This window comes from Halorubrum californiense DSM 19288 (assembly GCF_000336875.1).
In the GTDB taxonomy this organism is placed as follows: Archaea; Halobacteriota; Halobacteria; order Halobacteriales; family Haloferacaceae; genus Halorubrum; species Halorubrum californiense.
Genome location: NZ_AOJK01000020.1, coordinates 13903 through 25326 on the forward strand (window position 1 = coordinate 13903; position 11424 = coordinate 25326).

Below are 11424 nucleotides of genomic sequence, written 5' to 3' on the forward strand. Positions count from 1 at the left end.
AGACAGTTCGGTCGCGATCGGTTAAAACCGCGGTCTGGACGAAGGTTTGCCTCGGTTCCGAGTTAATTCAATCACGAACGTTCCTGTTCGTTCGGCGTCAGCGCGACGGAGACGATCGGGGCGCCGGCTGCCGCCGGCTGCCGCCGGCGTGCCCGGTCGGCGGCGAATCCGGGGCGACGGTCCGAACGCGGCTCGCGGAGCGCCGATTCTCGCGCCGGTGGAGGGTTCGTCACCCTTTTTACCGATCCAACCGCAGATGCGTGTATGAGTGCGTCCGACAAGTATCCGTCTGAGTCCGGGCGGCGACGCTTCGTGAAGGGCGTCGTCGGCGGCGCGGCCCTCGCGGGGGTCGGCGCGATGGGGTCGGCGACCGTGAACACCCTGACGACCGCCGGCGGGGTCGGCGGCGGGTCGACGATCGCGAAGACGATCGCGCACACCGGCGGCCCGGCGCCCCGCGGGCTCCCGCAGATCCCGGTTCAGGTCACCGACGACGGCTACATCGAGGGGCTCTGGCCTGAGACGACCACCGTCACGCAGGAGGGACAGGAGATCGAGGTCGCGCAAGAGGATCTCGGCGGAACGACCTACGCCGGCGCGTGGTTCCAGTACTGCGGCGTCGAGTCCCAGGAGAACGTCCAGCCGAACTTCGAGTCCGACAACCTGTTCCGCTCGGCGAGCGGCCCGCCGTACGACTGGCAGTCGGACACCTACTCGGCCGGCGACCGGATCCACATCGACGACTTCGACGACTACGCCGAGTGGGGCAACGGGGTCGGCAGCGACGGCGTCGGCAAGCCGGCGTCGGTCACGTGGCGCTCCGAGGACGCCGAGACCAACCTCAACGTGATCGTCATCCGCTCGCCGCAGATCGAGGAGGCGGCCCAGAACGACGAGTGGCTCGGGGCGTCGACCGATCAGGGGTTCATGGCCTACCTCAACGTCTGTACCCACTTCTGTTGTATCCCGGGCTACAAGGAGCTGGAGGAGTCCGCCCGCTACGACGCCGCCGACGGGACCTACTGCGTCTGCCACCAGTCGACGTACGACCCGTTCACCATCGAGGAGGCGCTATTCATCGCCCGGCCCCGGCCGGACGAGTAACTCGCGCCGTCCCGCTCCCGCCTTTTCCTTACCCGGCTCGCGTCACGCACAGCCGCCGGTCCCCGCCGCGCTTTTCACGCCGCTCGCCCGAGGTATCGATATGAGCGACGACGACCCCGCAGACGCCGACGCGCCCGCCGGAGCGGATCGCTCCGAGACCCCCGACGGCTCGACGGACGCCGCCGACGCGCCCGCCGGCGACGGCTTCGAGACGGAGCTCGCCCGCGCCCGCGACCTCCTCGACGGCGACGACATCGACGCGGTCCACGTCGGCGTCGTCCGCGACGGCGAGGTCGACACCACGTTCGCTCAGCGCACCGACGACGACGCCGACGGCGCCGGCCTCCGGGCGCTCGCGCTGCTCGCCGCGCACGTCAGGTCGGTCGCGGGCGAGGCCGGCGTCGAGCCCTCCACGGTCGCCGGCGACGCCGCGACGCTCGCGGGACAGGTGGAGCAGATCCCGGGCAGCACCGACCAGATTCCGGACGAGTAGCGGCGCCGTCTCGGCCGGTCGGTCCCCGCGCGATCAGCGCTCGGCGCCGTCGGACTGAGTTGCGCGAATCCGCCGGAGCTGGTGGGTCACGCCCGCGAGCGCGACGAGGAGGACCGCGAGGTTGAACACGGCGAGCGCCACGGACTGGTAGGCCGGGTCGAACCACGTGCGGATCGCGTTGCCGGACTGGCTGTAGAATCCCCAGCCGGCCACGACCGCGAGCAGCGACAGCGCGGCCAGCCCCACGCGGTCGAGGAGGCCGCGGAGGTCGTCGGTCAACCCGTTGGCGTCGGTGCTGTCCGGGTCCGTGCGGTCGGGATCGGTCGCGGTGCGGTCGGTCGCGTCGGTGTCGTCTGTCATGGGCTGTGATGGGTCGGGGGTGTGGTCGCTGTCGGTCGTGCGGTCGAGAGACTCTCCGTCAGTCATCGTCGCCTCCGCGCGGTCAGCGCCGCGGCGACGAGCGCGACGAGCGCGACAAGGGGACCGAAGCCGGGCGTCGAACCGTCGGTGGAGCCGTCGTCCGTCGGTGCGCGGTCGGCGCCGTCGCCGCCGACGCCGCCCTCGCCGCGCTCGAAGTCCTCGACGGAGAACGCCACGTCGCGGACGGTCTCGTTGGCGGTGATCGTCTCCCGCGGGTTCAGGTTCGCGACGCCCCGCGTCTCGTCGACGAGCACGTCGTCGTCGAACAGCGCGGCGTCGACGTAGTAGTTGTAGCCGGCCGGCACCTCGACGGTCGCCGTCACCGTGTCGGTGCGGCCGGGGCGGACGGTCCCGACCGTCTCCGTCGCCTCCGCGGCGACCACGTTCGACTCGGCCTGTCGGAGGTAGAGCCGGAGGTCGACGTCGTCGGAGGCCTCGTCGCCGCGGTTCGTCACCGAGACCGACGCCGACAGCGTCGCGGTCTCGTTGTCGGCCTCGACGACGCTCACCGCGACGGTCGGCCAGACGGCGCCCTCGGTGAACCCGACCTGCGTGTCCGCGTAGTCGGGCGTGAGCGCCGCGACGCCGGCGACGCGAGTGGTCCGCTCTTGGCGGCGCTGGCCGTCCGCGAAGACGACCGTCTCGATGCGGTAGCCCCCCTCGCGTTCGACGGTCACGGTGCCGTTGACGGTGCGTTCGCCCTCGAAGTCGACGTCGCCGACGTCGACGGTGGTCTCGTCGACGAGGAGACCGGACTCGCTGCCGATCGCGCGGTGGCGGACGGTGACGTTCTCGACCGTCGAGCCCCGGTGGCGGAGATCGGTGCCGAGTCGCAGGTCGGCGGTCTCCCCGCGCACCTCGCCGGGCGCGACGGTCGTGCCGGCGATGTCGATCCGGCCGGGCGGCTCGTTCGTCTCGCGCGGGTCGGTGATGGCGCCGGGGACGGCGGCGGCGCCGACCGCGCTCGCGACGATGAGCGCGGCGGCCGCCGCCAGGAGGGCCGTGCGGGTGTCCATATCCGACCCCTCACGAGCGTCATATAAGTGCTTTGTCCAGACGCGGGGGCGGCCCGCTCGAATCCGGACTCAGAGGGCGCGATAGCGTCCGTTCGACTCGGTGACCTCGCCGCGGCGCGCGAGGCGCGTCAGAATGTCGCGGGCCGCGTCGGCGGGGACGCCGTCGGCCGCGGCGCGCTCGACGACCGCCGACTCGGTGGGCTCGTCGACCGCGTCCACCGCGTCGCGGACGACCTCGGTGCGGCTCCGCGAACCGCCGCTTCCGCCCTCCGCTCGGTCGCCGGCGTCGCCGACCGCGTCGGCGTCGATCCCGGACGCTTCGAGGTACTCCCGGTCGTCGACCCCGGCGTCCTCGACGGCGGCTTCGAGTTCGGAGACGTGGTCCACCTCCGCGAACGCGGCGCTGTCGCCGCGCTTCTTCGCGAGCAGGGCGGACCGGGCCTCCCGGGCGGCCGCGCGGTCGTCGGACTCGAAGAAGCGCTTGAGCTTGGCGGTGCGGTGGGTCTTGCCGCACCGCGAACACTTCGCCGTCTCGCTCGTTTCCGGGTCCGTCACCAGCCACATGTTGGCGCACTCGTTGCAGCCGACGACCGCGTACATGCGACGAGGTTCGCCGTCGCCTGATTTGAATCCTCGGCTCGTGGGCGCGGTCTTGTCCTCCACATCTCGCATACTGCGGCGGTGCGTGCCGGTGAGCGACCGGAGGGCGCGAAGCGCACGCGCGAGGGAGTCGGCCGACCGAAGGGAGGCCGAGAGGCTGGGGAGGCGTGAGGCGCTGTGCGGGGCGGTGCGGGGCGGGACTCAGAGGGACAGCCGCGAGGGCGAAGGCGCGGGACGCAAGGACCGCAGGAGGGAGCGAGCGAAGCGACCGACCGACGAGGACCGCAGCGACCGCACCGAGCCCTCGCGGCTGGGGCTTTGGAGGTGCCTGCCGAAGGGTCGGTGGCCTCGTCCCATTCTACAACCACCCGGAAACGACTAGAAACTGTCTCAGATCCCAATTACTCATCTATTTCGATCTCGTTCGCGGCCGCGAGTACCTCGTCGTGGAGGGCGCCGTTCGTGGCGACCACCCCCTTCGAGTCGTGCCGCCAGCGGTCACCCTCCAAGTCCGTCACGCGCCCGCCCGCCTGCCGAATCACAAAGACCCCGGCCACCGTGTCCCACGGGTTCGCGCGGAGGTTCGTGATCGTCCCCTCCAGCCCGCCGGCCGCGACCGTGGGCAGGACCACCTGTGCGGCCCCCAAGCGACGCATGTCGCCGAATCGGGTGACGATCGCCTCGCAGGCGCGGGCGTACTCGTCGCGGGCGTCGTACGCCCACCAGATCGTCGGGTCGACGGCGGCGTCGCGGGGGTCGCGCACGTCGCTCACCGCGATCGGCTCGCCGTTCCGGTACGCGCCCGTGGCGTCGGCGGTGTAGGTGTCGCCGAGCGCGGGGGCGACGATCGCGGCCGCGACCGGCTCGCCGTCGACGACGGCCGCGACCGCGGTGGCCCACACGGGGACGTCGCGGACGTAGTTGTTCGTCCCGTCGATGGGGTCGATCACCCACGCGGGGCCCGCGTCGGGGACGGTCTTGCGCTCGTCCTCCTCCTCGCCCACGACCGCGTCGTCGGGATACGACTCGCGGATCGACTCGATAACGGCGCGCTGGGCGGCGCGGTCCGCCTCGGTTACCACGTCGTCCTCGCCTTTCGTCTCCACCGCGATGTCGCTCCGGAAGCTCTCGTTCGCTACCGCGGCGCCGGCCCGCGCTGCGCGCTTCGCCACGGCCGCGCGCTCGGCGACGTCGTCCGCGCGGTCCGCGACGGGGGATGGCTCGTCGCCGCGGTCGCCCGGGGCGGCGCCGCGCTCGTCTGCGTCGGTCATGGCCCCTGTCGACGCCCCCGACGCGTATAAACGTCGGTTCGGCGCGGGCGAGGAGACGAAATTAACTCAGTTTCGAATCCGAGTACCTTTAAGTGGGTCGGAGCCGGTGTACTGGACATGGAACCCGAGGAAGCGGTCCGTCAGCTCGAGTACACCATCGACGCCTCGCTCGACGAAATCGGTCAGCGCGCCGCCGCGGGCTACCGTCCCACCTTCGAGCGCGTCGCCGAGCGCGCGGACGGCGCCGCGGTGTACGACCTCGCGGGCGAACTCTGTCAGGACGTCGTCGACGGCTCCTGTCCGTCTCCGTCGGAGGCGAACGCCGTCGCCGAGCGCGTGCTGGACGACTGGGCGTACACCGACGGTGGGGAGTAGACGGTCTTCGAACTCGCCGCCCTGCTTGTTATTAATTTCGCGAACTGCCCCGTGGGGCCGCCGTGAAGATGTTTATAACCGGATCTGTTCTCCTACCTTCGGCGCGCTCGCGTCGAACCCGTCCTCGCGGACCTCCGCCGCGAACCCCTCGCAGCGGTCACCGTGGTTCACGAGTACCGTCGCGTCCCGGTAGGAATCGAGGAACCCGAACAGCCCCTCGCGGTCGGCGTGCGCGGAGAAGTCGTACTGTTCGACCCGAGCGCTCACGGGCATCACGCGGCCGTCGATCTCGACGCGGCCCGACTCCAAGAGGTCCCGCCCGGGCGTCCCCTCGACCTGATACCCGGTCATCGCGACCTTGTTCACCGGGTTCGACTGGATCGCGGGGATGTACGTCATCGCGGGGCCGCCGGACAACATCCCGCTGGTGGTGACGATCGCTGCGCGCTGGTCGGCGATGCGCTCGCGCTGCCCGTCGCGGCCGGTGACGAAGCGCGCGTGCGACTTCGCCCGTCGAAGTGCCTCGGGATCTCGGACGAACTCGGGGTATTGCCGCAGCATCTCGGTGACCCCCTTGCCCATCCCGTCGACGTAACAGGGGATGTCGTGCGCCGCGCAGATCAGCAGCAATTCCTGTGTGCGCCCGATGGCGAACGCCGGCACGACGACCGTCCCGCCCTCCCAGAGCGTCGTCTCGACGCTCTCCGCGAACCGCTCCTCGACGCGGCTCCTGTCGTCGTGTTCCACGTCGCTGTACGTGCTCTCGCAGACCACCGCGTCGGCGTCGGGGCGGGCGGTCGTCCCCGCGATTAGCCGCTGGTCGTCGGTGTGGAAGTCGCCGGTGTACAGCAGCCGCGTCTCCCCGTCGTCGACGAGGACGTGAGCGGAGCCCGGAATGTGTCCCGCCGCGAACAGCGTCACCTCGTAGCCGCCGTCGTCGATTCCGCCGGCCACCGGGAAGGGGTCGCCGTAACCGTGCCGCCGCTCCACCTCGCCCAGCCGCGCGACGTGCTCCCGGCCGAACGGACACAGCGGGCTGTTGCCGCGGAGCTTCAGCGTGTCCTCGGCGAGCGTCCGCGCGAGTTCGCCGGTCGGCGGCGTCCAGTGGATCGGCGGCCGCCGGTCGCCCTTCAAAAGCGCGGGGACCGCGCCGACGTGGTCGAGGTGGCCGTGGGAGACGACGACCGCCTCCGGCTCGGGGTCGCGGACCGGGTACTGCGGCGGCTCGCCGGCCATGAGTCCGTAGTCCACGAGCAGCGCGTCGTCGACGAGGAGGGCGCTCCGGCCGACCTCGCGGGCGCCGCCGAGGAACTCGACCTCCATCGGACGCCCGTAGCCGCCCGCGGCGTTAGTGTCCGTCGGTCGGACCGTCGCGTCTCGCGGCCCGCCCCCGGAGCGCTCCGACCACCGGCGCCGGTCCGACGACCCACACCCACGCGGCGAGCATGAGCGTCCCCGGAAGCTCCGGCAGCGCGAGCCCGGTCACGGGCCACCACCCGGCGACGAACGTCGCCCAGACGGTGACGTGGACCGGGGCGAACGCGAGCGCGACGCGGCCGGTCGCCGTCGCTCGCCTGATCCACCCGTCGACGGCGAACAACACCGTGATAAGGAGGTAGAACCCGATCGCGGCCGGTCCGTGGAGCGGCTCCGTGAGGTCGAAGACGCCGACTCCAGCCATCGCGACCATCGCCAGCGCGAGGAGGACCGCTTGGAGCGGGCGACCGGCTCGGCCGATCCCCGCCGCGTAGCCGACCCCGGCCGCCCCGCCGCCGATCAGGCCCCAATTGAATGCTGCGGCGCTCCCGTCGCGGACGCCCAAGTCGGAGAGCGCGTCGGTCGCCCACGAGAAGGCCGGGTCGAGGAGAATCGCGAGCGCGATGCCGCCGAGCGCCAAGAGCGTCGCGACGGCGCCGAGCGCGGCCGTGACACGCTCTGATTCGGGAGAATCAGATTGCGCGTCGGCGTCCCGACCGTCGGTCGAAGCGGACGCCATCGACCGCGGTCAGTCGATCGGCTCGGCCGCGTCGCGCTGGACCAGCGGGTCGGCGTTCTCGACCGGGAGCGAGACGACGTCCTCGCTCGCGAGCTCGTACTCCCGCTCGTCGACGCCGAAGATGGCCCCGACGTCGCGGGTGATCCGAACCGTGGCCCGCTCGGCGCCCTCGTCCGGCTCCGAACCGGCGTCCGGCTCGCCGCCAGCAGGCGCTTCGGGCACGGGTCCGCCGTCCGTCGTCGCTCCGGACTCGGCACTCTCGTCCGCGTCGTCCGCGTCGTCCGCGGGGCGGTCCGCGGCGACACCGTCCGGGTCGTCGCTCGCCCCGTCGGCGCCGACCGCTCCCGGGGGGGCCGGCTCGGGCGGGACCGGGGTCGGATCGCCGTCGCTGTCGGCCGCGGCGTCGTCGCCCTCGACCGCGGCGCTCTCCGCCGGCTCCGGCGCGGGGGGAGCCGGATCGGTCCCGGTCGGCTCGGGCGGCCCGTCACCGGGCGCGTCCGTCTCGCCGGTCGATACCCCGTCGTTGCCGCCCATCGCGCCGGCGAGGGCGTCCGAAGCAGCAGGTTCCGCGTCGGCGGTGGGGTCCTCGGTCTCGGGCGCCGGATCGCTCGGGGCTGGCTCGCGCGACGCGGGCGAATCGGTCGCCCCTGCGGCGTCGGCCGCCGGGGAATCAGCTGTAGTCGCGGAATCAGCCACCGTCGACGGCCCGCCGGAGTCCGGCGTCCCGGCCGACACCGGCGACTCGCCCGCGAGCACGTCGAGGACCTCCGACTTGTTGGCGGTGATGCGCTCGACCAAGTCGTCGAACAGGCGGCGCTCCTCGGTCGTCATCCCCCCCCCGTCGACGGACATGTCGGCCGCGGCGAAGGAGGCGAGCTTGACGACCTTGCCGACCCGGCGCTCGTACAGCGCCTCGGCGACCTCCTCGGCGGTCTCCACCTCGTCGGAGAGCCGGCGGACGTCGTCGTCCTCGAACGGGTTCGACACCTGCGCTGCGCGGCGGTCGCGCGCGGCGCGCAGGTCCGCGACGTACGCGCCGACGTCGTCGTAAAACGAGTCCCGCAGGTGCTGGAGGCTGTCCTTCCGGCGCTCCTTCGCCTGCGCGGACCGGAGTTCGTCGAGGTTCATTTGTAATCGGTCATCGTTCGGGGGCTTTCCGCGCCTCGCCGCGGGCCATCAGGAACGCTCCCGCGAACTCGGGCACGGTGTTTCTACCGGATTCAACTCTGACGCGCTCGCCGTTTAATTCTACCGTCCGATCCGCGTCCGTCTCGATCCGGATCTCGCGGCCGACGAACCGGTCCGGGACCGCGTCTCGGAGCGGGTCGAAGTCGGCGAGTTCGTCGCGGTCGAGCGGCGTGACGACCAAGGCGGAGCCGCCGTGGAGCGTCCCCGGCAGCCGGATGAGCCGCCGGGTGTCGGTCGTCACCGGCTCGTCGATCGGCGCGGCGTCTTCGGCGGCCACGCGCGACGCGAGCGCGGAGACGAGCCGGCGGACGCCGGGGCCGCCGGCCTCGACGTTGCCCTCGCGCACGGCGGTCGGGTTCCGGTCGAACGCGCCGCGGATCGTCTTCGCGCGCCCCTCGCCGATCCCGTCGAGTTCCATCAGGCGCTCGCGCGCGGCCTCGTCGTCCATCTCGCGGAGGTCGTCTGCGTACTCGATCAGGGCGTCGTGGACGCGCGCCCCCCACCCGCCCTCGGTGCGGAGGACGCGCTTCGTCGTCCCGCGATCGGAGACGGTGCGGATCAGGTTGTCGGTGTCGAGGTCAATCGCGCGCACGTAGTCGACAATCTCGCGGCGCGCGTCGCTGTCCAACTCTCGGACGCTCTCGTCGCGGACGTGGACGTGGTAGCCGCGCCCGCCCGAGAAGACGACGGTCACGTCGTCGAACGAGAAGTCGTCGTCGATGAAGTTCAAAAGCCGCAGGAGGGCGTCTTTACACGCCGCCAGCATCTCCGGGTACGAGGTGGTCTCGGGGTCGACGCCGGGGAGGTGGTCGGCGTCCAGATCGAAGACGAGGTCGGCGTTCCGCCACCCCTTCTGTCCCATCGTCGCCGCGCCGGGGTTGTCGTAGCGCGCGGCCGAGAAGTAGGCGTGGCGGGGCGCGTTGTCCGCGAAGAAGGTATCTACGTCGCCGAGGTCGAACAGCGACTGGTGGCGGACCATCGTCGTCCCCGACCCGGGCGTCCACGGGATGTGGCCCCACTCGCGGAGGTTCGCGTCGGGCGGGAGCGACAGCGAGACCGACCGGTAGTAGTCGCCGAACCGCCCCCGGAGGTACTCGCGGGTCCGGTCGTCCATCGTCTCCTCTCGTACCCGCGGTCGACGTATCAACGTTACCGTTCACGGGCGACGGCGACGCTACTGTTTGTAAATAAACAGGGGCGGTGGCGCGTGCCTGCGAGCGGCCGGAGCGAAGCGGAGGCCGCGAGGAGCACGCGCGAGGGAGTCGGCCGACCGGAGCGAAGCGGATGGAGGCCGACGAGGCTGGGGAGGCGTGAGGCTGCGGTTGCTGTGCTGTGGGGTGGACTCAAAGGGGCAGCCGCGAGGGCGAAGGCGCGGGACGCAAGGACCGCAGGAGGGAGCGAGCGAAGCGAGCGACTGACGAGGACCGCAGCGACCGCACCGAGCCCTNCGCAAGGACCGCAGGAGGGAGCGAGCGAAGCGAGCGACTGACGAGGACCGCAGCGACCGCACCGAGCCCTCGCGGCTGGGGCTTTGGAGGAGTCTGCCGAGGAACTGTTGACGACCACGGACGGCCGAGCGGCTGGGGCTTTGGTGGTGTTCGCGTCGATCAGTCAGGTCAGAAAGCCATCGTCCCCGGCCGTCGACAGTATTTTGGTCGGCAGAATCGTCGACCACACACGGCTGGTCCCCATGCTCGACGAGATACTCGACGTGTTCATCGGTGAGATAGCCAAACTGATCCCCGATGTCGTGTGGGGCGCCGTCTTCCTCGTAGCCGGCCTTCTGACGACGATGATCGGTGTAACGATGATGCTCGGGATGACGACGCTCAACGGGTCGCCGCAGTTCGGCGCGATACTGACCGCCGTCGGCGTGCTGCTGATAGCCGGCCCTTTCGTCGCGTGGTACCGATAGCCGCCGGGTGCTCGAATCCCCTCGACTTCGGGAGTTCCGACGACGGGATCCGGCCCCCCTTCCGAACCGACCCTCGACGGACTCCCGGCCACAACACTATCCGAGGCCGCCCCCTCTCACCCCGCATGCGCTCCGAAGAGGAAGTCAGAGAGCAGTACGAGTTCCTCCGCGAACAGTTGGACGACGAGGAGATGAACCACCGCGGCGTCGAGGAGCTGTTCACCCACTACAAGCGCGCGCTCGGATGGGTGTTAGAAGAAGAACATATGTGAGCGCCGTACGACACGTTTATGACGTTCTATCCTGTACGTACAGGTGACGCTTCGTCTGGAGGGCCGAAGCGTCAGCGGGGACCAATCGGCAGGCCCGACGCGGCTTTTTCCGCGTCGGGCGTGCCTTCTTCCGATACTCGACCGCTCAGCCCTTGGCTTCTCGTCTCGCGCCCGCGCCTCGCCCACTTTTAGACGTACGTCTCCCCTGTCGCTTTTACGGCGTCTTCATTCGACTGCTCCGGGATTCTCCCGTTCGGGGTGCCCCGACGGATGGTCGCTGTCCTCGAATCTGCCATACATATCAGACGGCAAAAACGATCTTCGGCCGCGGATAGCCGAATCCGCCTCTCGTGAGAGTTACGGAGTTGACAGAACGCCCCCGTCTGTTACGTGGCCGTAGGGGGCGGAGCGTGGTCGTACGAGGACTGATATAACGGTATATTTATTTATTTTCGAAAGATATGTACTGGCAGTTGTATGTACGACCTCACAGGTTTTCAGCGAGACCTGCTCTACGTGATCGCGGGGCTCGACGAGCCGCACGGGCTGGCCATCAAGGAGGAACTCGAAGAGTACTACGAGAAGGAGATCCACCACGGCCGCCTCTACCCCAACCTCGACACGCTCGTCGAGAAGGGGCTCGTCGAGAAGGGCCAGCGCGACCGCCGCACCAACTACTACACGCTGACCCGCCGCGGGCGCCGCGAGATCGAGGCCCGCACCGACTGGGAAGCCGAGTACATCGAACACTGACCCGGCGGCCCGTCGATCCCG

General features: G+C 70.6%; 14 protein-coding genes. 6 read left to right on the top strand and 8 right to left on the bottom strand.

What is annotated here, in order from left to right; all coding sequences use genetic code 11:
- The first annotated feature begins 264 nt into the window (after nucleotides 1-264).
- Together C463_RS03905 and C463_RS03910 are read left to right on the top strand one after the other, a co-directional pair.
- Entirely contained in the window at nucleotides 265-1104 is an 840-nt protein-coding gene (locus tag C463_RS03905; protein WP_008441243.1) for a menaquinol-cytochrome c reductase, read from the top strand.
- A 100-nt stretch (nucleotides 1105-1204) separates the two neighbouring features.
- Nucleotides 1205-1597 carry a hypothetical protein gene (locus C463_RS03910; RefSeq protein WP_008441245.1) on the top strand — a complete coding sequence of 131 codons (393 nt, stop codon included), beginning with the start codon at nucleotides 1205-1207 and terminating at the stop codon, nucleotides 1595-1597.
- A 33-nt stretch (nucleotides 1598-1630) separates the two neighbouring features.
- Here C463_RS03910 and C463_RS03915 read toward each other — a convergent pair whose 3' ends face one another.
- The 4 genes from C463_RS03915 to C463_RS03930 all read right to left on the bottom strand — a co-directional run bounded on the left by C463_RS03915 (nucleotide 1631) and on the right by C463_RS03930 (nucleotide 4904).
- Nucleotides 1631-2023, bottom strand: a complete 393-nt coding sequence (locus C463_RS03915) for a hypothetical protein (RefSeq protein WP_008441250.1) — start codon at nucleotides 2021-2023, stop codon at nucleotides 1631-1633.
- Complete coding sequence (locus C463_RS03920; RefSeq protein ID WP_008441251.1) at nucleotides 2020-3033, bottom strand: DUF7490 domain-containing protein; 1014 nt, start codon at nucleotides 3031-3033, stop codon at nucleotides 2020-2022. Before C463_RS03920 ends, C463_RS03915 begins: the two co-directional genes overlap by 4 nt.
- Before the next feature lie 69 nt (nucleotides 3034-3102).
- A complete protein-coding gene (locus C463_RS03925) occupies nucleotides 3103-3633 on the bottom strand; it encodes a DUF5817 domain-containing protein (RefSeq protein ID WP_008441252.1) in 531 nt (176 codons plus the stop codon).
- A 401-nt stretch (nucleotides 3634-4034) separates the two neighbouring features.
- A complete protein-coding gene (locus tag C463_RS03930) occupies nucleotides 4035-4904 on the bottom strand; it encodes an inositol monophosphatase family protein (RefSeq protein ID WP_008441253.1) in 870 nt (289 codons plus the stop codon).
- A gap of 117 nt (nucleotides 4905-5021) precedes the next feature.
- Between C463_RS03930 and C463_RS03935 the strand changes: the two genes are divergently transcribed.
- Nucleotides 5022-5279 carry a hypothetical protein gene (locus C463_RS03935; protein ID WP_008441254.1) on the top strand — a complete coding sequence of 86 codons (258 nt, stop codon included), beginning with the start codon at nucleotides 5022-5024 and terminating at the stop codon, nucleotides 5277-5279.
- A 72-nt stretch (nucleotides 5280-5351) separates the two neighbouring features.
- On the opposite strand, the gene C463_RS03940 is transcribed toward C463_RS03935, so the two are convergent.
- The 4 genes from C463_RS03940 to priS are packed head-to-tail and all read right to left on the bottom strand — an operon-like array spanning nucleotide 5352 to nucleotide 9577.
- The gene (locus C463_RS03940; protein ID WP_008441255.1) at nucleotides 5352-6602 is read right to left on the bottom strand and encodes an MBL fold metallo-hydrolase; all 1251 of its coding nucleotides are present in this window, start codon (nucleotides 6600-6602) and stop codon (nucleotides 5352-5354) included.
- Nucleotides 6603-6627: 25 nt separating this feature from the next.
- Nucleotides 6628-7275, bottom strand: coding sequence for a DUF998 domain-containing protein (locus tag C463_RS03945; protein WP_008441259.1), 648 nt, complete (start codon nucleotides 7273-7275; stop codon nucleotides 6628-6630).
- A gap of 9 nt (nucleotides 7276-7284) precedes the next feature.
- Nucleotides 7285-8403, bottom strand: coding sequence for a hypothetical protein (locus tag C463_RS03950; protein ID WP_008441260.1), 1119 nt, complete (start codon nucleotides 8401-8403; stop codon nucleotides 7285-7287).
- A gap of 10 nt (nucleotides 8404-8413) precedes the next feature.
- A complete protein-coding gene (gene priS, locus C463_RS03955; RefSeq protein ID WP_008441261.1) occupies nucleotides 8414-9577 on the bottom strand; it encodes a DNA primase small subunit PriS in 1164 nt (387 codons plus the stop codon).
- Nucleotides 9578-10153: 576 nt separating this feature from the next.
- Here priS and C463_RS20095 point away from each other — a divergent pair.
- The 3 genes from C463_RS20095 to C463_RS03965 all read left to right on the top strand — a co-directional run bounded on the left by C463_RS20095 (nucleotide 10154) and on the right by C463_RS03965 (nucleotide 11403).
- A complete protein-coding gene (locus C463_RS20095) occupies nucleotides 10154-10378 on the top strand; it encodes a hypothetical protein (protein ID WP_008441262.1) in 225 nt (74 codons plus the stop codon).
- A 125-nt stretch (nucleotides 10379-10503) separates the two neighbouring features.
- Entirely contained in the window at nucleotides 10504-10650 is a 147-nt protein-coding gene (locus C463_RS19140; RefSeq protein WP_007345373.1) for a hypothetical protein, read from the top strand.
- Nucleotides 10651-11127: 477 nt separating this feature from the next.
- Nucleotides 11128-11403 (top strand): PadR family transcriptional regulator, encoded by a 276-nt coding sequence (locus C463_RS03965; protein ID WP_004597247.1) that lies wholly within the window; start codon nucleotides 11128-11130, stop codon nucleotides 11401-11403.
- Nucleotides 11404-11424: the final 21 nt, after the last annotated feature.